Source organism: Fictibacillus sp. 18YEL24 (assembly GCF_015903855.1).
GTDB classification, from domain to species: Bacteria; Bacillota; Bacilli; order Bacillales; family Fictibacillaceae; genus Fictibacillus; species Fictibacillus phosphorivorans_C.
In genome coordinates this window covers 42448-63431 of the sequence record NZ_JACZDT010000004.1, presented here as the reverse complement: position 1 = coordinate 63431, position 20984 = coordinate 42448, and the positions used below count along the sequence as shown (strand labels likewise).

Sequence of the window (20984 nt, the reverse complement as noted above, 5' to 3'; positions counted from 1 at the left end):
ACAGGAGGTTATTTTTGAATACATACGATCATTTTCCAGTTATTGAAACAGATAGACTTAGACTAAGACCAGTCATTGAGTCAGATATAAAGGAGATTTATGCAGTCTTCTCAGATAGTGACGCTTTACGTTATTATGGAATGGCACCTTTACAAACGGAAGAAGAAGCCTATGAGCTTATTCAAGCGTTTGAAAAAGGATTCGCTACAGGAAGTTCAATACGTTGGGGAATCATTTTAAAAGAACAGGATAAACTTATCGGAACCTGCGGATTTCACAATTGGAGCAAATCAGATCGAAGAACAGAGCTTGGTTATGAACTAAATCGTGACTATTGGAATAACGGTTTCATGATCGAATCGTTACGAGCCATCCTTCACTACGGTTTCAACGGGATGGAATTTAATCGGATAGCTGCTGTGATCAGACCCGAAAACAAAGTTTCCCGTGCGTTAGTATCTAAACTTGGTTTTCATGAAGAAGCATTACTACAGGAACATCAAAGAGTGGGCGACCACTATTATGATATGTACATCTATTCCCTACTAAAAAAGAACGCAGATTTGTATGAACAAGAAGCTAATAGTCTTTAGCTTCTTGTTTTTTTTCTTTTTTAAAGGGTTGTTGCTATTAAAACTTTTTGCTTTTGAAGTGACCATGAAGGCAAAGAGCGCCTTCCTTATCTATTCACCTATTTACGAAGATAGCCTTACATTAGTCCGAAATAGGTTTCAAAGTAACTTACTAGAGGTATGAAAAGGAAAAAGGAGGTAATCAGGTATGGAACAAAAAGGTACATTTTATGTAACGGCGAAAGGTGATTTACAGCCCCTTCCTACTGACGACCATGTTCATTATTTTGAGATTCTAGCTTCTTATGATGAGAAGCAACAGCTAGAGCATCTTTTTGCTAAAATGCATGCGAACAATAAACAAGAAGGTTTAGATATTTTCTCTCCAAAAAGACACTTTTCCGAATCACATGCAAAATACCATCGAGGAAAAGACAGTAAGCTTGTATACGAGTTATTTAGATATCTCTACTTATTAGGAACAGAAAAAACAAAACGGGAAATTGAAGAGATGGAAGTTTTGCCAGAATTATATGAAGCAAGCCATGATACAATTGAAAAAGTAAAATAGCACCGGAATCTTTTCCGGTGCCTTTTCTTTAAGCTATTGTTATTCCCACTCTATCGTTCCATCTTCTTTAATCCAAAATCTTACCATACCTAAATCATCCAACGCATGCTTGATCGTATTCGCTTTTTCACGATAACTTGGAGTGTCAGGATGAGCAAGTACTAAGGTTTTAGCAGGATTTTTTTCATGACTTTTTAGTAGATTTACAAATTTAAGGCAAAATTCATTCTGGTTTTGATAGCCAGGTAGTTCAGACATATTTCCTTGCGCTGCGATGAGAAGTGTATGATATTCATTCGTCGCTGTCATATCTACCCCATCAATCTCATGGCAAGTTCCCGTTTCATAACCTTCACGTAATAAATAAGTTTCAACTGCTTTTACCACTTCTGCTTTGTTCATTACAAATGCATCACTAATGTATGGATGGTCATGTAAAGCCAAACTCATCACTCCTTCTTATCTATAACAGCATTCGCAACACTTTCCTATCAATAAAGGGGTACTTAAATGTCGTATACCCCTATTTTTCTACCAAAAAACCGTCTATAAAGGATTTTTCTAAAAGAGAAACTTCTTTCCCCTTTCAACGTATTTCCTATAAGATAGAAATAAGAAACTATAGTTGGGGGATTCGTACATGGCTCAAAAAGCTGAAAAACAAAACCAATCCCGTATATGGACCATCATAGCGGGAATAGGTTTGTTTCTGTTAAGTAAATTAAAGTGGGTGTTCAGCCTGCTTAAATTAGGGAAATTTGCAACACTCATCTCCATGTTTATATCACTTGGTGCATATGCGGCGTTTTATGGCTGGAAATTCGCAGTAGCCATCGTTTATCTTATTTTTGTGCATGAGATGGGCCATTTAGTCGCAGCTAAACAAAAAGGAATTAAAACATCTCCAGCGATTTTCATCCCCTTTATGGGGGCGGCGATTGGTATGAAAGAGATGCCTAAAAATGCTAAAGACGAAGCTTATATCGCGTATGCAGGACCATTGTTCGGGTTATTATCTTTCTTACCAGCTGTGTTTCTGTATGAAGCGACTGCAGAACCATTCTGGGGCTTGGTCATCTTTTTAGGGGCTCTGATCAACTTATTTAATTTGTTCCCTGTCTCACCACTCGATGGCGGAAGAATCGTTGGGGTTCTATCTACTAAGATCTGGTTCATCGGCTTATTACTTGTTCTACCTTATTTGTTCATATCACCAGATCCAATCATTTTATTAATCTTCATTTTCGGTATCTTAACTTGGTGGAAACGAGTTCGTGAAGATTTCGAACAAAACAAGTTAAAAGAAACGCTTACTTTGTTTCAATCCGAACAAGAGAAACTTACTGTGATCAATCAAGAGATGGATGAGTACAAAGACATGCCGAACTTTGGTTATATCATCGGAACTTACTTAGAAGATGTGAGAGTTGCCAAAGATAGACTAAAACGAAATATGCCCTCTGGTTCTTCATTTCCTGTTCTACAGGATAAGAAAAAGATTCGTAAGCATCGTACATTAGTAGAAATTGAAATATTAAACAATCGTGAACGTTTCTTACAAACACTTTTAAAAGAATATGAGAGCAATCAACGTCAGAGAGAATATATTCAAAACATGTATCAAGAAGCTGATCCTGAAGAAATCGCATCTTTACCAGAGCTTCAGAACTTTAGCCACAGCAGCTTGTTTGAAGCATATGAACAAAGCCTGTTATCAGAAAAAGCGAAAACAGAGAAACAATTTGAACAAACAAAGAACTATTACGTCTCAAACACAAAAACAAAAGTGATCGTGTTGATCATGTATCTATTGTTAGCAGGTGTCTTATCTGCTTTTGTTGTATACGGCAATCAACTTATGGATGCAAATCGTTTCTTAATCAGCTAGACCTAAAAAGCACCTCTTAATAGAGGTGTTTTTTTATACCCTTCTTTATACCTGCATGAACTTGTTTTTAGTACATTGGCAACAGAAATTCATAAACGTACAAAGGGCTTTTTGACTTATCTTTTGGATAGATAAAAGGTATGCCTCATCAATAACACGAATGGTGTAGAAAAATAGATAAAAAGGAGCGAATATCACGATGCAAAAATTTCTAAAAGTTTTATTTTCACTCGCTGTGATACTTGGTATATTTTCAAACACAGCTTCAGCTGAAAAAGGAACACCTAACAAAGACGTGGTTGGAAAAGACATGTATGTGAATGTTGCTGCAGCGACTCTTTGGGTAGGACCAGATGCAGCAAGACCTGTAGATTCCCCATCCGTTTCCCACCCTGTTGACTTAAGAAGGTGGACAACAAGTATGACCTATGAAGAGAAGCTTTGGTTAGTTGGAGAACTTGAAACACAAGCGCTATACGGTCAAAAGGTACATATTTTAGAACAACAAGGGGATTGGGTAAAAGTAGCGGTCTACGGCCAACCTACTCCTAGAAACGAGCTCGGCTATCCGGGATGGATGCCTCTTTCACAATTAACTTATTCTAAACATTTCAGTGAAGCTGAAGGAAAGCACTTTGCATTAGTCACGAGCCCAACGGCGTGGCTTTCTAAAGGACCATTCGGACATAAAAAAGAACTTGAAATAAGTTATAACACGAAGTTACCCGTTATTAAGAAAGTCTCAAAAACGATCGCTGTTTTAACACCACAAGGAAAAGTTCGTTGGCTTGATGCGAAAGATGCAAAAGTATACAAAAGTGAAAGTGATATCCCTGTTCCAACTGGAGAAGCTCTTGTAGAAGAAGCTAAGAAATTTCTCGGTCTTCCTTATTTATGGGCAGGTGCATCAGGATTTGGATTCGACTGTTCCGGATTTACACACACCATCCATAAAGCAAACGGCATTACTATTCCACGAGACTCTGGCCCACAGTCTAAAGAAGGGATGATCGTTAATAAAGATCAACTGCAGCCAGGGGATCTAATGTTCTTTTCTTATGAAAAAGGAAAAGGACGCGTTCACCATGTTGCAATGTACGCAGGAAACGGTATGATGATCCACTCTCCAAATACAGCTTCTACTGTAAGACTTGATCCCATCTCAACACCTGCTTATGCAGAAGAGTTCTCAGGTGCACGTCGTTACATTCCACAACCATAACAAAAAGCAGAGCACGGTGAAATGTGCTCTGCTTTTTTATTACCTTCTATTATTCTAAACCTTCTATTTTCATCTCCGTTACCGGTAAGAATGCTTCTCCTGTATTTTGAAAAGTTACATTAACCTTATCTTGTTCTTTTAAATAGATGGCTAGCGGATTACTTTCTGAAGATACGATGTAGCTTTTACGGTTATCCAACAAGAACGATACGGTCGTATAATCTCCAACTTTTTCTTTATATACACGAAGAACGGTTCCTGAAGTCTGTTTTTCTTCAGCATCTGATGTTCCGTCCACTGTTCCTCCACCTCGTTGCAATGCTGTTTTATATTGTTTTATTGCAGCATTCGGTGTATTGGCATATACAGAGATCTCTGGATTTGCAGCAGAAACGATAAAATAGTTTTGTAAAAATCCATTCGAATCTAGAACAGGAGTCAGCCAGCTTGCTTCTCCATAGAAGTTATAGAGTACAGGCATCTCGCCGTCCCATTTTTTCTCGATAAATTTCTTTTCTATGATCTCTAAAGCTCCTTCAGAATCCATATAAGATTCTTCGAGATTACCAGTGTAATAGGTTGCCTTCCCCGTTCTAGCATCTGTTAATGAATAACCGAGCATAGAGTCGACTCCCTCTTTCGGACTTGTGAAGTCGGTAAAGTAAAACATATCCCCATTCTCATCAAAAATCGGGCTCACATTCGCTTCCGTTCCTTCATCAGAAGGCAGTTTTACATCTTTTTTACCGAATTTGCTGTTCCAAAAACCATGAACATAGTTACCAAAATAGCTGTTTTGAAGGCTCACTGTTTCTGGAGATACAGCGCCATCAATAAAGGCTGGAATATCCTTGATCAGATATTTCTTTGTATTCCCGTTCTCCGGATCTGTAACAACAATACCTTCTACTTTAAAGCCGTTACGAGCTGAGATGAACTCTCCATAAGAGCGAATGTAAAACGGCTTCCCATTATCGTCGACCTCTAGCTGTGGTTTGCCATAGAAAATGTATTCTGGAAAACTTGAACGCATATGACGTTCAACGTTCTTATTAAAATATGAAGATGGTGTATAACTCATCTCAGATTTAACAAACTTCGGATTTGCCGATGAATCAGTAGCACTTAGTGTAAAATAACCAGGTGTTACATCACCGTTCCACCACTTAAAAAGTCCAGAGAACTCTACGGGTGCGATATATACGTATTTACCATCCACTTTTTGGATCTGCAGATTTCCTAGTTCATAAAAGCTTGTATTTGGTACTTGGCCAAACGACTTTCTCATTTTATTTCTTGCAAATTTAGGTGGCACACTTGCCGGAGTTTCTTTCTCATCAAAAGACTCGATCTCTGTCTTTTCTGCCATTTTGGATGACTGATATTTTTCACCCGAATTAAATAGTCCAGCAGTAAGAAAAAAAATACCAATCATCAAACTGATAAGAAATAAGACTAGCTTGATCAATCTCTCTTTACCAGTTGCAAAAAACGCACCAATAGCCGTAACAATAATCGCTAATATCCAAATGGAAGAAATATTGCGATCGAGATTTGTTATATAGTAGAAAGCAAATACAACAGGAACGGTACAAATGATAATACCGATCATTGCCCCAGTCAGATTGTTTTTCTTCTCTTTTTTAACAGGCTTTTTGCTGCTAGAAATCGGAAAGATCACTAATGCTGCAGCAAGCCCTACAATGATGGAAAATAACAAGATGTTCATAAACTATCCCCTTTTTTAACATTCATTTACTTCTTAACCCTATTAAGCAATACGATTGAATATGTAAAAAGTTCCATAACATATTTTGAATAAGAAAAAAGCTAACTTATTTAGAAACAACTGAACTGCAGCTCTAATCCTTTTTACTATATAATGGAATATAAAGGATGTGCGGTTAGGGTTATTGTTTATGCGGAAATTACTACTTACAAAGGCAACAAGAAATAAACTAAATAGTCGTTTGTGCTCCACTAATTACTGATTCTTAAAAGGAGTTGTTACACGATGAAATACTCATCAAAAAAAGATTGGTGGCTTGGATTGATCCTCTGGGGCGCTGTTGCTTATGGCGCTTATATCAGTACATATGCCTTAATAACAGAAAAGGCAAACCTTCTAGGAATATTGATTACGGTCATTATTAATCTTGCCTTAATTGGCTTTATCAGTTGGCTGTGGTTTACAACCTATTATGTCTTAGATGAAGATGAACTAATTATTAGAAGTGGTCCGATCAACAAAAGAATTCCATATCGTGAAATCTCATATGCACATAAGACACTGAATCCCATATCAAGTCCCGCACTCTCATTAAAACGAATCAATATTACGTACCAGTTTGGAATGGCTCTTATCTCTCCAAAAAATCGAGATGAATTTTTACAAGAATTAAGTGAAAGATGTCCGAATGCAACTATCAAATATGATTAGGAGCTGCTATTGATGAATGAAACCTATCAAGCTGTATTTTTAGATCGTGATGGAACGATCGGCGGTTCGGATCATATTGAATATCCAGGGGATTTTAAACTTTTTCATTATACAGAAGAAGTGATTCAAAATCTCAAATCCAAAAACATTCCCGTTTTTTCATTCACGAATCAACCTGGAATCAGTCGTGGTGCTGCAGCCGAAACAGACTTTTTCACTGAATTAACGGCGTTTGGATTTGATGATGTGTATCTATGTCCACACCACCATTCAGAAGGTTGCGAATGCAGAAAACCTTCTACTGGTATGTTAAAAAAGGCGGCAAGTGATCATCAGCTGGATCTGTCAAAGTGTGTCGTGTTTGGTGACCGATGGACAGACATTGTAGCTGCCAAAACGGCTGGATGCAAGGCCATATTAGTTCTGACTGGTTCTGGCAAAGCATCATGGAATCAAAATCATACCTCTTCTATTATTCAACCTGATCATGTTGCAGCAACTTTAAAAGAAGGAATGACATGGTTGTTTGAGCATACGAATACAATCCAACATGTGAAATAAATAAAAAACGCCTCGAAAAAATCAAGGCGTTTTTACTATTAAATAAGTAAGGATTGTACAAAGACATAAAAGTTGAATGCAAATGCAAAAAAACAGAAATAGCTGATCCATTTTTTCTTTTTTTGCCGTTCTTCAAATCCCATAACAAGTAATAATAAAGCTAGTACTAGAGTAGTAAAAGGAGTAATATCAAGATTTCCTGTAGTTATGCTATAGATCGCAAGTAATAAGACGACTGCAGAAAAAGCAATTTTCACCTTACGAAACATAGAAACCTCTCCTCTACTTTAATGAATTCCTTTTTTCTTAAACCTTCCGCCTTTTACTTCAGCAATATCAGCAATCGCTAAAAAGGCACTCGTATCAAATTCATCGACAATATCTTTGAGTTTTGCCTCTTCTAAACGTGTGATGACACAGAATACTACACCTTTTTCGTCACCCGTATACGCGCCTTCACCTTTAAGGTATGTAACTCCACGTCCTAAGCGATGAAGAATAGCATCTCCGATTTCTTTATGGTTATCACTGATGATCCAAGCCGACTTGGATTCCTCAAGACCTGTAATCGTTAAGTCAATCGTTTTAAAAGCGATAAAGTATGCGATCAAAGAATACATCGCTCTATCCCATGTGAAAACAAAACCTGCCGCTCCGAGAATAAAGATATTAAAGAACATTATAATTTCACCAACAGAAAAAGGCAGTTTGTTATTTGAGAGTATAGCTAAGATCTCTGTACCATCTAATGATCCACCACTTCGGATTACCATTCCGATCCCGACTCCGATAAAGATACCGCCAAAAACAGTTGCTAATAATAAATCGTCTGTAAACGGTGGAACTGGATGCAATAGAGTGGTTGCGATTGAAAGAACGATGATTCCGTATAATGTTGAGAAAGCAAACGTTTTTCCGATCTGCTTATAACCAACAAAAATAAATGGTAAGTTCAATGCGAATAGAAAGAGTCCTAATTTTAATCCTGTTATATGTGATAGCATGATTGAGATACCCGCTATCCCACCATCAATAACATTGTTCGGTACTAGGAATATTTCTAGTCCGACTGCCATCAGTATGGCTCCGAAAGTTATGAGGATCGCTCTAGTAGCAAGTTTTCCTTTGGTTAGCTTTCGGTGTTGTTTTTTAATCTGTTCCATGGCTTGCGTATTTGTAATCGCTTCTCCTGTCATAAGTGTACCTCCACGCTTTCCCTTATAATCTTACGTCAATCTGTGTTTTAAGAGGATCTTCCCTAGAGATCCCTAAATATTTAAGTGTTTCAGAAGGACTTGAATGGTTGAAATGTCTTTGTAATAGAGATATGGCTACTCCTCTTTTATAGGCATGGTAGCCGAATGTTTTTCGCATCGAGTTTGTACCAATCTTACCTTTGATCCCTGCATGTTCTGCAGCTTGATGAATGACTCGATATGCTTGCTGTCGAGTAATCGGCAACTTAGTTTTCTTGGATAGAAATAAAAAATCCTCTCGCTTTAGTTCTGCACATTCAACATACTGAGCAATGATCTTCTTCACGGTTTCGTTTAAGAAAACTTCTCTATTTCCCTCTTTATTGGGAACAGAATAAAAATCATAGACGATTAAATCTTCCGATAGTAAATCTTTTACTTGCATGCAAAGCAATTCAGTAATTTTCAAACCCGTGTTGATTCCTAAAACAAATAGAACATAATCACGTACGGAGCTTTTCTTTAAATAACGTTTAATCGCATTGATCTCTTTAATATCTCTTAAAGCTTCAACATATTCCATCTGAATATCCACCTTATATGATGTTACTTAATACTATTATACCAAAGGGTTATGTAACATTAGAAAAGATATGCTCACTTTTTGCTTTTATTAATCTTTACTTTTCCTAAAAGAAAAAACCCTCTAAAAATTAGAAGGTTTAACTCAATACGATTCTATATGTTCTTCCTGTATTCTAACCATTTTTACATTTGGATAGATTTCCTTCATTCGAACCACCAAGTTCTCTACTCCAAAAATTTCAGTAAATGTATGACTTCCCACAAACAAGTGAATGCCTGCAAATTTTGCATACTGGACGGAATACAATGATTGTTCTCCCGTAATATATGCATCGCAATCTTGTTTCTTAGCGTATTGAATAAGTGCTGTATGATTTCCTGCACCTGTAAGAATTCCTACTTTGTTGATTGGACGATCATGATTTTCCCATGCTTTTACCGGTTCTCCCAACACCTGTTCAAGTCTCTCTTTAAGTTCCATAAATGAAAGTGGCTTATGATAGAGGCCGATACCTGGAAACTCTTGATTATCCTTAAATGTGGAAAAGGTCGTAATTTCATCGATTTTAATTTGTTCGAATAAAGCTGTACTCGTGCCAAATTCCACAAAATCTAGAGGGTAATGAGTGAAATAATGTGAGATATCATGCTTCCTTAATTCATCCTCGCAAGCCTCTTTCATTCCATACACAAAATCCCAAGCATCATGATGGGTGATCAAGAGATCTGCTCGACTATTATGAGCTTTCTCTACAGTCTCTGGCGTTAAGTTTGTAGCATAAGCGACCACCTTGATCTCTTTCTCAACTTTATGCGTAAAACCATATTCCCCCTCGTTTTCAAACTCTTTAAGCCATACTCCAAATAGTTGGGTGATCAAATTTTCAAAATCATTCATTTTCATACTGATATCTCCCATTTCTTGTTTCACCCATTATTACATGTTTTTCCATATTGAGCTAGAAGAAAGACCAAGTACTTAATACTTGGTCGATAGTTGGTATTTATTCTGTTTCATCCTCTAATGAATTCTCGAGGTGCTTCATTAAATCATAATAATCATCTGGCCTTTGGAACTGATCAACAGACCAATGCTGTTTAATCCATTGAGCAACTTCACTCGCACTGTTGAACACTTCACCTGTTGTATCACTGTCACGCACTGTAAAGACCATATTGTCATAATCAACGGTAACATCACATGGAAACTTTCCGTCCTTTTTATAGAGTGAATATTCCACTTCTCTTAGCCTCCTTGTTCATTTCGTTCTTACAGAAGTAATACCCACTCTCGTGATGTTTTATGACACTTTCATTCAGAAGTTTCTAAAATAGGTATAAAACAACGCTACAACGTTCATTCTGATAAAGGATTGTTATTAAAATTTTTGTATAAGATTGTGCTGTTAGAAAATAAAAGCTTATTAAATCACTCTTTAAACATATTTAGGACAGGAGTAAAGAAACATGCAAAGTTTGATGATAAAAATTTTAGGTATTCCACTGGCACTTGTTTTAGCCAACTTTTTATTTAAAAGCGTGGATTTCGAGTTCGTTCAACCTTTTATATGGATTACCGTCATACTAGCTCCTCTAGGTGTATTGCTGGAGTATATCATGGTTCCTCGGATCTCCTATGGCAAACAACTGGCAGTTGATTTTGCTACAAGCTTTGTACTCGTCTATCTTCTAGGGCTTGTATTGCCTGGAGTAACTATCTCATTGTGGGGTTCGCTTCTTGTGGCTATCTTGATAACCTGTATGGAAGCAATGGTTCATAAGCATTTGATCTCAGACCACATGGATCACTCGTATCGCTAAAATAAAAGTGATTCGTTCTTATTGAAACGAATCACTTTTATTGTTTTCATCTATTTTTCACAAGTATAAACGAATGCAGGAGGGAAATTTTTCGGTACAAATGCAATTTCGACAGTTCGAAAAAATTCCTGAAATGTTTTTTTCATCTGAGTAGAATATTGAAAAGCTATGAATACTCCACCTGGTCGAAGCGACCGATATACTTCCTCGACAATCTCTCTTTGTAAGTCACGAGTAAAATTTGCAAAAGGCAGCCCTGAGAAAATTGCATCTAACGTTTCTTCCTCTTTTTCTATGCTACTTAGGATGTAACGAGCATCTTCACAGACCGTATTTCTAGAAAACTGAAGTTTAAGTTTTTTTCTCATCTCTTCATCTTTTTCAAAGATATAAAGCTCTGAACCAGAATTTAAATTGCGAATGATCTCTTTTGTGATTACACCTGTACCTGCGCCTAATTCAGCAGCGATGTCTATATGATCCCAGCAAAGAGGGTTTGTCATCTTCTTAGCTAAGCTGTTAGAGCTTGGAAAAAGACTTCCTACTTGTTTTGGAGATTGAAAAAACTTTTGTATAAATAAAGGGGTTCCGCCATCCACCCTTAACACCTACTTTAATTCCGATTATTACAATCAATTTTATCTAGTATATTCAGATGCCAAAAGTTGGTGAGAAAATAGATAACCTTGAAATCTTTTTACCATTATTTTCTGTTTGTATCTTCATCGTTCAGGGAATATTTATGTGGAGGAAAATATTCGAAGACTAAAAAGGCATTCATCAGCTAACTTTCATGAAAAAGGGTAGTGGAAAAAATTATAATTGATTAATATGTAAGGTTTTGTTACATTAAAAAATAGTGTACAGCTGAGATAGACAAAAGATTAAATGAGGTGTATGTATGGATTGGATTAACAATTTCATAGGAAGTGTTAACACATATTTATGGTCGTATATCCTAATTGTTATGTTGATTGGGTTAGGACTTTATTTTACGGTACGAACAAAGTTTGTTCAGTTCCGCATGTTTGGCGAGATGATTCGGCTTTTGGGTGAAGGTGCTAGAGCTGATAAGAAAGGCGTCTCTTCGTTTCAAGCTTTCTGTATCAGTACCGCTTCTCGCGTAGGTACTGGTAATTTGGCGGGTGTAGCACTTGCCATTACAGCTGGGGGACCTGGTGCTGTATTCTGGATGTGGCTGATCGCATTAATCGGTTCTGCATCTGCATTCGTAGAAAGTACGTTAGCTCAGATCTACAAAGTTCGAGATGGGGTCGCATTCCGCGGAGGACCTGCTTATTACATGGAAAAAGCATTGAATGCTCGCTGGATGGGTGTTATTTTTGCCATTTTAATTTCAATCACGTTCGGACTTGCCTTTAACTCTGTTCAATCGAATACGATTGCAAGTGCGTTTGGACAATCTTTTGATATAAAACCTGTTTATGTAAGTATTTTCTTAGCCGTTGTAACTGCAATTATTATTTTTGGTGGCATCAAACGGATTGCCAAAGTATCAGAAATCATCGTTCCAATTATGGCTGGACTTTATATCCTTGTAGCTCTGTTTGTAATGGTTACAAATCTTACAGAACTTCCTGCCGTTTTCAGCATGATCTTCGAAGGTGCTTTTGGTGTAGAAGAAGTAGCTGGTGGAGCATTGGGCGCAGCGATGATGAACGGTATAAAACGTGGTCTATTCTCTAATGAAGCCGGTATGGGTAGTGCACCGAATGCAGCTGCTACAGCAGATGTGAGCCACCCTGTTAAGCAAGGATTGATTCAATCTTTAGGTGTTTTTGTTGATACCCTTTTGATCTGTTCTTCTACCGCCTTTATTATTCTATTATCAGGCATGTATGATTCTAAAGAAGCGGATGGAATTATTTTAACGCAGGAAGCTTTAAACACATTGCTTGGATCATGGGGTGGCCCATTCCTAGCGATCATCGTAATGTTGTTCGCATTTAGTTCCGTAGTAGGGAACTATTATTATGGTGAGTCTAACATTGAGTTTATTAGTACGAACAAAACGTGGTTGTTTATCTACCGATTAGCTGTTGTCGCAATGGTTGGATACGGTGCAATAGCATCTCTTGATTTTGTTTGGAGTTTAGCAGACATGTTCATGGGACTTATGGCGATCATCAACTTAATCGCTATTTCATTGCTTGGAAAAATTGCTTTTGACGCTCTCGGGGACTATCTGAAACAAAAGAAAGAAGGAAAGGATCCCGTTTTCCGACCATCTAGTATCGGACTAAAAAACACAGAAGCTTGGGATGAAGATCTTTCAACAGAGAAATAAATAAAACGAAAGAAAGAAGACTTCCTGAGTGAAGTCTTCTTTCTTTTATGTTAGTTTAAAATGGACGGAACAAATTAAAAAACTGGCATAGAGAGCCAGTTTTATATTACCATTTATCACTCAACCTATTTTAAGTTGCTTTTTCCTCTGCAGGCGGGGAAAGTAAATTCTTTAATTGTTGTTCAAGATCCTGCAAAGAAAGCTCGTATAAATGACGTCCATCTGCTGTCTTATAGATATTATGTAACAATAGATCAGCAATTAAATTTTCTCTTTTTTGATGGTCCGCTGACACGTTCAATCCCTCCTGTAAATCTCTTCAACATTTTACTTACCCTGAAATGATGGAGAAAAAACTTCCATTAATAGTTTATGTAAAAAAATGACGAAGGTGATGTAATTTTATAACCATTATCTTCCGTCAAGGTTACCCGCTTTTGGTTAAATTGTCAATTGTTTCAAGACAATAATTGTCGTCGATACTGTAAAAGATTCGGTAGAAATTGTATGCTAAACAATCTCATATACATAGATAGATAAAGGAGAGGTGTTATGTTTGAAGGTGGTTTAAACGTAGATTATTTTATACTATTACTTGCCATTCTACTCTTACTAGGCGTCGTTACTACGAAGTTCTCTTCACGCTTTGGTGTACCTGCCCTTGTACTTTTTATTGGAATCGGAATGCTCCTAGGAAGTGATGGACTCAATTTTATTTATTTTGATGATCCGCACGTAAGTCAACTAGTGGGCGTAATTGCTCTTATTATCATTTTATTTGAAGGTGGACTTCAGACAAAATGGACTAGCGTAAAACCCGTTCTATCCACTTCACTGTCACTCGCGACGTTTGGAGTATTCCTTACAACAGCCGTTGTCGCGGTATCTGTTAAATTGTTATTGGATGTTAATTGGCTAGAAGCATTTCTGTTCGGTTCGATCGTTGGATCTACGGATGCTGCTGCAGTATTCTCTGTTTTGGCCGGAAAAAATGTGAAAGAGAAGCTTTCTTCGACGCTTGAAGCAGAATCTGGTTCCAATGATCCGATGGCTGTATTTTTAACGATCACATTTATTGAGTTGCTCACAAAAGACTCCACTTCCATTACAGGACTTGTTCTATCATTCTTTTAGCAGATGGGAATGGGAGCTGTTTTTGGCTATTTCTTTGGAAAGCTTGCCGTTTATGCCATTAACCGTATACGACTTGAATCAAGTGGACTCTATCCCGTATTCGCTCTTTCTTTTGCTATCTTAACCTATGGGATTACGATGCTTGCTGGAGCAAGTGGACTGCTTGCTGTATATGTTGCAGCTGTGTTTATGGGGAATAGTCACCTTACATACAGAAACTCAATCGTGCGATTTAACGAAGGTTTCGCTTGGATGATGCAGATTTTAATGTTTGCGATCTTAGGTTTACTTGTTTTTCCGAGTGAGCTGTTTCATATCGATATTATGCTGAAAGGCTTGATGATCTCTTTCGTACTCATTGTTATCGCACGTCCAATAGGTGTTTTCCTAAGTATGCCAACTTCTGCTTTCTCAATTAACGAAAAATTATTTATCTCGTGGTCTGGTCTTCGTGGCGCTGTTCCTATTGTTCTCGCTACATTCCCACTCATTGAAGGGGTTGAGAACAGCCAGTTGCTCTTTAATCTCGTTTTCTTCGTTGTGCTTACATCTGCTCTCATACAAGGATCAACCATTCCTTGGGTAGCTCAGAAATTAAAGTTAACGGAAAAAGAAAAACCTACATCTCCACATGTTTTAGAACTTGTTTCAATCGGTAAAGCCAATGCCGAAATCGTTGAATTTTTTGTACCCGAACATGCAAAAATTATCGGACAGACACTTGAGGAAATTTCCTTACCAAAAGAATCTACTGTAAGTGCAATGATTCGAGGCGATGAATTGATCACACCAACAGGGAGAACAGAGATTCACGCTCACGATATTCTTTACATCATGGCACATAAAACAAAACTGAAGAGTGTAACGGATTATTTATCCAAACAAAATATTGAAAAGAATTAAAGAAAAAGCCGGGAAGCTCTTCCCCGGCTTTTCTTATGCACCTTTTTCTACATGTACTTGATGAGGGTATGGAATCTCGATGCCATTAGCATCCAAAGCTTCTTTTAAAGCTTTACGTAACTCTCTTTCGACCGCCCATTGTTCTCCATTAATCGTCTTAGAAATAATACGAATTACCACATCAGACGAACCTAACATTTGAACTCCTAACACATTCGGCCCTTCCATTATGCTCGGATTCTTTTCTTTTACTTTGTCACAAGCATCTTGTAGTATGACGAGAGCCTTGTCTATATTTTCTTCATAGGCAATACCTATATCAACAAGTGCACGCATATTACCCCGTGTATGGTTCGCAATCGTACTGATCTCACGGTTCGGCATATAGTTCAATGTGCCATCAAATGCTCGTATGTGAGTCGTTCTCAGACCCACTTCTTCTACAATTCCATCGACCCCGCCAATCGTAACATAGTCTCCGACCTCCATCTGCTTTTCAAGAAGAATGAAGAAACCTGTTACAACATCACTTACGAGTCCCTGCGCTCCAAAGCCTATAGCTAGTCCAACTACCCCTGCCCCTGCTATAAGAGTACCGATTTCAAGTCCGAACTGCTTAAATATGATACCAGCAAAAACAAAGATCAATACGTATGAAAACAGGTTGACTACAAGTTTTTGCAGCGTAATAATTCTTCCAGAAGACATCTTTCTATGTGTTGCTGCCTTATCAAACATTCGATTGATCACACGTCTACCGATCGAACGAATCACCAAGAACATGACGATGATCAATAGAAACTTCACTGCCCATAAACCAGCCGCAAGCATAATCTCAGCCCAGTTTATTTTTTCCAGCCACTTTTGCCATTTTTCCAAAAAAACCACTCCCACGATGTACAATAGAATACTCCTTATTGTACAAAGCTTCGAGTGGCTTTTCAATCATTTACAAAAAACTATGGTGCCATAACAGGCGTACGATCAATCTTGAAGCCCATATCTTCTAACATCTTATGATCTGCCGTTGACTCTTGTCCTCTCGTCGTAAGATAGTCACCTACGAATATGGAGTTCGCGGCATACAGACCGAGTGGCTGAAGACTTCTTAAATTCACCTCACGCCCACCTGATATTCTAATCTCCTTCGTAGGATTAATATAACGAAATAATGCAAGTACTTTCAAACAGTAGCGTGGATCTAGCTCATCTGTACCTTCTAACGGTGTACCATCGATCGCATGCAAGAAGTTCACTGGAATAGAATCTGCGTCAAGTATATTAAGACTTCTTGCCATATCTATGACATCTTGTTTCGTCTCTCGCATACCTACAATAACTCCTGAACAAGGAGAGATCCCGCTTTCCTTAACGATGTTTACCGTATTCACTCGATCATCGTATGAATGAGATGTTGTAATATTTTCGTGATTTTGAGCGGAAGTGTTGAGATTATGATTATATCGGTCGACACCCGCTTCTTTTAAACGCTCTGCTTGTTCTGGCTTTAATATACCTAGACAGGCACAAACTTTTAAGCCATATGTATCTTTGATCTCTTTTACAGCTTCAACAACTTTATCCACATCACGGTTAGTAGGTCCACGCCCACTTGCAACGATGCAATACGTTCCAACGTTTAAGTTATACGCTGCCTCTGCTCCTTTTACCATCTCTTTACTATCCATCATTCGATAAGTCTCGATGGGTGCAGTCGACACGATAGACTGTGAGCAATATCCACAGTTCTCTGGGCATGCGCCTGACTTTGTATTAATAATCATGTTGAGTTTTACGAGATTACCATAATAATGCTTTCTGATCTGATAAGCCCCATGCAGCAATAATAGCAGATCTTCATCAGGACAATTTAAGATATCAAGAGCTTCTTCGTTCGTAATTTGTTCTCCACTCAATACTTTGTTTGCAAGAGCATTCCAGATCATCACAACAACACTCCTTTATGATGCATGTTTTGTTCGTTGAGTAATTGATTTTTTACGCGCAAAATTAATTCTTGGAGCTAACATACCTGCACAAATCGCTAAAATAATATCTTTAGGTAGCGGGACCATCATCCATGCCCAAGCCATAGAGTACGTGAAACTTTCTGGTGCATCTGCCCACATTTTATATGCCATGAACATTAGGTTTGTCCCTACAATATAGTTAACCGCTGTTCCAACAAGGGTTGCTACAATGTATGAAGCTTTTCCACCATTCTTTTCAATGATTAATCCCGTTAGATATGCAACCAGAATATACGATAACAAAAACCCAAAGGTAGGACTGATCACTGTTGCAAAGCCACCTTTAAATTGAGCGAACACTGGTGCTCCGACTAATCCGACTAGTACGTATACACTCATCGAGATTGCTCCTAATCTGCTTCCTAACAATGCTCCTGCTAGAATACAGAAAAAGGTTTGCAACGTAATTGGCACCCCACCAACCACCATGAACGGAAACATGGTTGTGATATTTGCACCAATCGCCATTAGCGCTACAAACATACCAACTAGCGTAATATCAATCGTTTTCAAACCGCTTCTTTGTGCTGTCATCTTCATAAACCTCCACATATTAGTTCTGTATACGCTTTAGAATAGCGAAGGTTCACAATTACGTCAACTTAAAATATATTTTAGTTAACATATAAATATTGACTAAACCATTCTAAAAGCTAGAATGGTTTAGTCTGTTTTTATTTAATTCAAGATAATTATTTATCCCCCGTAAACTTGATTCCTTTTACAAAGTATCGGTTAAAGAATGCGTACAGAACGATAATAGGTAATGTAAAGACCATCGATGCGGCCATAATATAGTTCCAAAAAGAGATAAACTGGCCTTTAAATGAGTTCAATCCTAGTGGCAGAGTGAACATGTCTTGATCAGATAAGATGATGAGAGGTCTCATGAAATCGTTCCAAAACGCCATGAATACGAATATTGTCTGAGCTGCAAGTGCCGGCTTAGCAAGTGGCAAAACGATACGGAAAAATGTACCGAAGCGCCCAAGCCCATCGATTGCAGCTGCTTCTTCCACTTCTTTTGGAAAGTTGATGAAAAACTGTCTCATCATAAAAATAAACGTCGCGTTCACCGCTCCTGGAATAATCATTCCTTGATACGAGTTCAACCATCCAAGTTCTTTCAGTATTAAGAAGTTAGGAATGAGCGTTACTTGGAAAGGAATCATCAATACGGCCAAAATCATTAAGAAAATACTCTTCTTTCCTGGAAAGCTTAGTCTTGCGAGCGCATATCCAGCCATAGAGTTGAACAATAAGTTTAATAGCGTTCCGACTGTTGCAATGAACAAACTATTAAACAACCATCTTCCGAATAAGGGCTCTCTCGTAAAGATCTGCTTATAGTTATCAAGTGTAAATTCTTTCGGGATAAAATTAATCGACCCACTTACGATCTCACCAAGTGTTTTAAAGGAAGAAGACAGTGCCCATAAAAACGGAATGACGGTGATGATCGCGTAAACGACAAGGATTACATACAAAGCTTTTCTTCCAGCCGTACGTTTTTTCATGGTATCTCCTCCTTAGTATAGTGATTCTTCTTTTGAAAATTTGCGTTGTAAAAGTGTTGCCACTAAGATGATGATGGCAAGCATGAAAGCAATCGCTGTAGCGTAACCCATCGTTCCAAGTGTCTTAAATGCATATTGATAGATTAAGAGAACGACAGTTAGAGTGGAGTTGTTCGGTCCGCCCGAGCCTCCAGAGAAAATATAAGATTGATCGAAAAGCTGGAATGTACCAATCAGACCCATAATCACCACAAAAGATGTTACCGGTCTTAAGTTTGGAACCGTAATGTGCCAAAACTTTTGAATCGGACCTGCTCCGTCGAGTTCAGCTGCTTCATAATGACTGTCTGGAATATCTTGAAGAGCTGCTAGATAAATAACCATGAAAAACGGTGCCGTCGCCCAAATATTCATGATCATGATGGCGATAAGAGCAACGTCTGGATCACCAATCCAGTTATACGTTGGCAGATTTAAGAACTTTAGTACATAGTTAATCAATCCGTTCTGGTTATACATCCACATAAAAATAAGTGTTAACACAGCGGATGAAGTTAAAGTAGGCAAGAAGTAAACGATGCGAAAGAACTTCTGCCCTTTGAGTCCTGCATTCAATGATGCTGCTAATACTAGAGCTAGGAACGTCTGAGTCGGCACTACGATCGCAACATAGATCGCTGTGTTCTTCAGTGCAATAATTGCTCTATCGTCAAATGTGACCTTCATAAAGTTATCGAGCCCTCTAAACTCATAAGTCGCACCGCCGATCAGTTCTACTTTGTGAAAAGAAAGAAATACAGCGTAAAGTATCGGTGCGATTACAAACACGCCTAATACGAGGAGCGCAGGCAACAAGAATAGATACCCTTGTCCCGCTTCTCTTCTATCTTTTTTTGATAACATCTTCACATGGTTCACCTCGATTCAAAAGTCTTTATTCTGTTACTTTTATCTCTCTGTTCGCCTGTCTCTCTGCATCTTTTAACGCTTCTTTTAAAGGACGGTCACCTAAATAAGCACTCAGAAATTGGTTATTGAAATTGTTCATCACGATTGGCAGTGTTGGACCATCCTGCCATACCGTTGCATATTCTGCTCCACTTACAAGTGGACCGCGAAGTTCATCTTGATCAAAACCTAGTTCAGTAGCTACAGACTTTCTTGTTGGAAGTGCAAAGCCTTTGCTCGTCCATTTCTTCATTCCTTCTTTACCCGTGAGATATTCGATCAGTTCCCATGACTCTTTCTTATGCTCTGATTCTGCATTCATCGCGTATCCGACTGCAAAGGACATCGTCCCTTTTTTACCGTTTACTGTTGGCAGTTCTGCCGTTCCATAATCAAGCTCTGGAAACGTGTCTTCTAAAAAAGGAATGTTCCAGTTCCCTTCCATTACCATGGCTGCGTTGCCACGTCCGAACATCTCACCAGCGGATTGCCCTGCCCCTACTTCTGAAGGTGTTGCTGCAGTCTTATCTTTTATGTGCATATCAACCACTGGCTGGATCGCATCCACGACTTTATCATCAGCAAAAGTGGCTCGACCATTTGTGATGACCTGTCCATCCTGAGATTCTGCCATATAATACATCCGTTCAATCTGTGGAAGCATTCCAAGTCCGTATACTTGTTTCTTTTGATCGGTCAGTTTTTTTGCGACAGCCTCCATCTCTTCCCATGTCTTTGGAGGTTCTTTTATTCCAGCTTCTTTAAACATTTTCTTGTTATAAAAAAGAGCGAGTGTTGAGTAATCCTTTGGCAGACCGTAAAGCTTCTCACCTTCTTTAAAAGCATCAAGCATCGGTTTTTCAAAATCTGCAAGGTCAAATTCTTTTGTCACATACTTATTTAGCGGTTCAACAGCGCCTGTCTCAATGAGAGCAGGAGCTTCAAAAGCATCAAGATAGAATACATCTGCTGCGGTTCCTCCGATCAATCGTGTTTTCAAAACATCCATGTATTGATCACTAATTGTATTCAGTTTCACATCAATGTGGGGATGTTCTTTTTCAAAATCTGATAGAACTTCGTTTAACAATTTCTTCTCAGTCGGATTTCCACCCCAACCACTCAGAACAATCTCGGTTTTCCCTGATTGAGTTTCTTCTTTTCCATTGTCATTTCCACAGCCAGATAACACCGTTGCTAAAAGCAGCGAAGGTACAGCTATTGCAGACAGCCACTTTGTATGTCTCATCTTCTAAAACTCCCTTCTCTACATAAGGTGAACGAACCA

22 protein-coding genes and 2 pseudogenes are annotated in these 20984 nt (G+C 38.3%); 9 read left to right on the top strand and 15 right to left on the bottom strand.

Annotation, left to right across the window (positions count from 1 at the left end):
* The first annotated feature begins 14 nt into the window (after positions 1-14).
* Both HU823_RS13460 and HU823_RS13455 read left to right on the top strand, forming a co-directional pair.
* Entirely contained in the window at positions 15-593 is a 579-nt protein-coding gene (locus HU823_RS13460) for a GNAT family N-acetyltransferase (RefSeq protein ID WP_197222415.1), read from the top strand.
* A 187-nt stretch (positions 594-780) separates the two neighbouring features.
* Positions 781-1143, top strand: a complete 363-nt coding sequence (locus tag HU823_RS13455) for a hypothetical protein (RefSeq protein ID WP_144701475.1) — start codon at positions 781-783, stop codon at positions 1141-1143.
* Positions 1144-1182: 39 nt separating this feature from the next.
* On the opposite strand, the gene HU823_RS13450 is transcribed toward HU823_RS13455, so the two are convergent.
* A complete protein-coding gene (locus HU823_RS13450) occupies positions 1183-1587 on the bottom strand; it encodes a hypothetical protein (protein ID WP_144701477.1) in 405 nt (134 codons plus the stop codon).
* Positions 1588-1783: 196 nt separating this feature from the next.
* Between HU823_RS13450 and HU823_RS21945 the strand changes: the two are divergent.
* Together HU823_RS21945 and HU823_RS13440 are read left to right on the top strand one after the other, a co-directional pair.
* A pseudogene (locus tag HU823_RS21945) lies at positions 1784-2345 on the top strand (site-2 protease family protein); the annotation flags it as partial.
* Positions 2346-3230: 885 nt separating this feature from the next.
* Entirely contained in the window at positions 3231-4253 is a 1023-nt protein-coding gene (locus HU823_RS13440; protein WP_197222413.1) for a C40 family peptidase, read from the top strand.
* Between the two features lie 49 nt (positions 4254-4302).
* Here HU823_RS13440 and HU823_RS13435 read toward each other — a convergent pair whose 3' ends face one another.
* Complete coding sequence (locus HU823_RS13435) at positions 4303-5982, bottom strand: hypothetical protein (protein ID WP_197222412.1); 1680 nt, start codon at positions 5980-5982, stop codon at positions 4303-4305.
* 285 nt (positions 5983-6267) lie between these two features.
* On the opposite strand from HU823_RS13435, the gene HU823_RS13430 reads away from it, so the two are divergent.
* A complete protein-coding gene (locus tag HU823_RS13430; RefSeq protein WP_144701485.1) occupies positions 6268-6693 on the top strand; it encodes a PH domain-containing protein in 426 nt (141 codons plus the stop codon).
* Between the two features lie 12 nt (positions 6694-6705).
* A complete protein-coding gene (locus tag HU823_RS13425) occupies positions 6706-7254 on the top strand; it encodes an HAD-IIIA family hydrolase (protein ID WP_144701487.1) in 549 nt (182 codons plus the stop codon).
* 38 nt (positions 7255-7292) lie between these two features.
* Here the strand turns inward: HU823_RS13425 and HU823_RS13420 are convergent, their stop codons facing one another.
* The 5 genes from HU823_RS13420 to HU823_RS13400 all read right to left on the bottom strand — a co-directional run bounded on the left by HU823_RS13420 (position 7293) and on the right by HU823_RS13400 (position 10276).
* Positions 7293-7523 carry a DUF3953 domain-containing protein gene (locus tag HU823_RS13420; protein WP_144701489.1) on the bottom strand — a complete coding sequence of 77 codons (231 nt, stop codon included), beginning with the start codon at positions 7521-7523 and terminating at the stop codon, positions 7293-7295.
* An 18-nt stretch (positions 7524-7541) separates the two neighbouring features.
* Entirely contained in the window at positions 7542-8450 is a 909-nt protein-coding gene (locus tag HU823_RS13415; RefSeq protein WP_370630092.1) for a YitT family protein, read from the bottom strand.
* Positions 8451-8472: 22 nt separating this feature from the next.
* Positions 8473-9033 carry a tyrosine-type recombinase/integrase gene (locus tag HU823_RS13410; RefSeq protein WP_144701491.1) on the bottom strand — a complete coding sequence of 187 codons (561 nt, stop codon included), beginning with the start codon at positions 9031-9033 and terminating at the stop codon, positions 8473-8475.
* 144 nt (positions 9034-9177) lie between these two features.
* Positions 9178-9939, bottom strand: coding sequence for a Nif3-like dinuclear metal center hexameric protein (locus tag HU823_RS13405; RefSeq protein WP_144701494.1), 762 nt, complete (start codon positions 9937-9939; stop codon positions 9178-9180).
* 100 nt (positions 9940-10039) lie between these two features.
* Entirely contained in the window at positions 10040-10276 is a 237-nt protein-coding gene (locus tag HU823_RS13400; RefSeq protein ID WP_137790051.1) for a hypothetical protein, read from the bottom strand.
* Between the two features lie 226 nt (positions 10277-10502).
* Between HU823_RS13400 and HU823_RS13395 the strand changes: the two genes are divergently transcribed.
* The gene (locus HU823_RS13395) at positions 10503-10856 is read left to right on the top strand and encodes a DUF2512 family protein (protein ID WP_137790052.1); all 354 of its coding nucleotides are present in this window, start codon (positions 10503-10505) and stop codon (positions 10854-10856) included.
* Between the two features lie 50 nt (positions 10857-10906).
* Here HU823_RS13395 and HU823_RS13390 read toward each other — a convergent pair whose 3' ends face one another.
* Positions 10907-11455, bottom strand: a complete 549-nt coding sequence (locus tag HU823_RS13390) for a class I SAM-dependent methyltransferase (protein ID WP_197222411.1) — start codon at positions 11453-11455, stop codon at positions 10907-10909.
* A gap of 302 nt (positions 11456-11757) precedes the next feature.
* On the opposite strand from HU823_RS13390, the gene HU823_RS13385 reads away from it, so the two are divergent.
* Complete coding sequence (locus tag HU823_RS13385; protein ID WP_197222410.1) at positions 11758-13164, top strand: alanine/glycine:cation symporter family protein; 1407 nt, start codon at positions 11758-11760, stop codon at positions 13162-13164.
* 130 nt (positions 13165-13294) lie between these two features.
* Here the strand turns inward: HU823_RS13385 and HU823_RS13380 are convergent, their stop codons facing one another.
* Positions 13295-13459, bottom strand: coding sequence for a Fur-regulated basic protein FbpA (locus tag HU823_RS13380; protein ID WP_260858642.1), 165 nt, complete (start codon positions 13457-13459; stop codon positions 13295-13297).
* 257 nt (positions 13460-13716) lie between these two features.
* Here HU823_RS13380 and HU823_RS13375 point away from each other — a divergent pair.
* Positions 13717-15201: pseudogene (locus HU823_RS13375) on the top strand (potassium/proton antiporter).
* A gap of 33 nt (positions 15202-15234) precedes the next feature.
* On the opposite strand, the gene HU823_RS13370 reads toward HU823_RS13375, so the two are convergent.
* The 6 genes from HU823_RS13370 to HU823_RS13345 all read right to left on the bottom strand — a co-directional run bounded on the left by HU823_RS13370 (position 15235) and on the right by HU823_RS13345 (position 20945).
* Positions 15235-16032 (bottom strand): mechanosensitive ion channel family protein, encoded by a 798-nt coding sequence (locus HU823_RS13370; RefSeq protein ID WP_144703618.1) that lies wholly within the window; start codon positions 16030-16032, stop codon positions 15235-15237.
* A 128-nt stretch (positions 16033-16160) separates the two neighbouring features.
* Positions 16161-17147, bottom strand: coding sequence for a biotin synthase BioB (bioB, locus tag HU823_RS13365; protein ID WP_137790057.1), 987 nt, complete (start codon positions 17145-17147; stop codon positions 16161-16163).
* Positions 17148-17162: 15 nt separating this feature from the next.
* On the bottom strand, positions 17163-17765 hold the full coding sequence (locus HU823_RS13360) for a biotin transporter BioY (protein ID WP_197222409.1): 603 nt from the start codon (positions 17763-17765) through the stop codon (positions 17163-17165).
* 158 nt (positions 17766-17923) lie between these two features.
* The gene (locus tag HU823_RS13355; RefSeq protein ID WP_144701508.1) at positions 17924-18748 is read right to left on the bottom strand and encodes a carbohydrate ABC transporter permease; all 825 of its coding nucleotides are present in this window, start codon (positions 18746-18748) and stop codon (positions 17924-17926) included.
* Positions 18749-18760: 12 nt separating this feature from the next.
* Positions 18761-19651 carry a carbohydrate ABC transporter permease gene (locus HU823_RS13350; protein ID WP_144703621.1) on the bottom strand — a complete coding sequence of 297 codons (891 nt, stop codon included), beginning with the start codon at positions 19649-19651 and terminating at the stop codon, positions 18761-18763.
* 31 nt (positions 19652-19682) lie between these two features.
* Positions 19683-20945 carry an ABC transporter substrate-binding protein gene (locus HU823_RS13345; protein WP_197222408.1) on the bottom strand — a complete coding sequence of 421 codons (1263 nt, stop codon included), beginning with the start codon at positions 20943-20945 and terminating at the stop codon, positions 19683-19685.
* Between the last annotated feature and the right edge of the window lie 39 nt (positions 20946-20984).

Coding starts and splice junctions, on each gene's coding strand:
- HU823_RS13425 (WP_144701487.1), top strand. CDS start 6,706: ATGAATGAAACCTATCAAGCTGTATTTTTAGATCGTGATGGAACGATC.
- HU823_RS13395 (WP_137790052.1), top strand. CDS start 10,503: ATGCAAAGTTTGATGATAAAAATTTTAGGTATTCCACTGGCACTTGTT.
- HU823_RS13360 (WP_197222409.1), bottom strand. CDS start 17,765: ATGACAGCACAAAGAAGCGGTTTGAAAACGATTGATATTACGCTAGTT.
- HU823_RS13405 (WP_144701494.1), bottom strand. CDS start 9,939: ATGAAAATGAATGATTTTGAAAATTTGATCACCCAACTATTTGGAGTA.
- HU823_RS13385 (WP_197222410.1), top strand. CDS start 11,758: ATGGATTGGATTAACAATTTCATAGGAAGTGTTAACACATATTTATGG.
- HU823_RS13440 (WP_197222413.1), top strand. CDS start 3,231: ATGCAAAAATTTCTAAAAGTTTTATTTTCACTCGCTGTGATACTTGGT.
- bioB (WP_137790057.1), bottom strand. CDS start 17,147: ATGATCTGGAATGCTCTTGCAAACAAAGTATTGAGTGGAGAACAAATT.
- HU823_RS13420 (WP_144701489.1), bottom strand. CDS start 7,523: ATGTTTCGTAAGGTGAAAATTGCTTTTTCTGCAGTCGTCTTATTACTT.
- HU823_RS13370 (WP_144703618.1), bottom strand. CDS start 16,032: ATGCTTGCGGCTGGTTTATGGGCAGTGAAGTTTCTATTGATCATCGTC.
- HU823_RS13345 (WP_197222408.1), bottom strand. CDS start 20,945: ATGAGACATACAAAGTGGCTGTCTGCAATAGCTGTACCTTCGCTGCTT.
- HU823_RS13430 (WP_144701485.1), top strand. CDS start 6,268: ATGAAATACTCATCAAAAAAAGATTGGTGGCTTGGATTGATCCTCTGG.
- HU823_RS13355 (WP_144701508.1), bottom strand. CDS start 18,748: ATGAAAAAACGTACGGCTGGAAGAAAAGCTTTGTATGTAATCCTTGTC.
- HU823_RS13415 (WP_370630092.1), bottom strand. CDS start 8,450: ATGACAGGAGAAGCGATTACAAATACGCAAGCCATGGAACAGATTAAA.
- HU823_RS13455 (WP_144701475.1), top strand. CDS start 781: ATGGAACAAAAAGGTACATTTTATGTAACGGCGAAAGGTGATTTACAG.
- HU823_RS13410 (WP_144701491.1), bottom strand. CDS start 9,033: ATGGAATATGTTGAAGCTTTAAGAGATATTAAAGAGATCAATGCGATT.
- HU823_RS13350 (WP_144703621.1), bottom strand. CDS start 19,651: ATGTTATCAAAAAAAGATAGAAGAGAAGCGGGACAAGGGTATCTATTC.
- HU823_RS13435 (WP_197222412.1), bottom strand. CDS start 5,982: ATGAACATCTTGTTATTTTCCATCATTGTAGGGCTTGCTGCAGCATTA.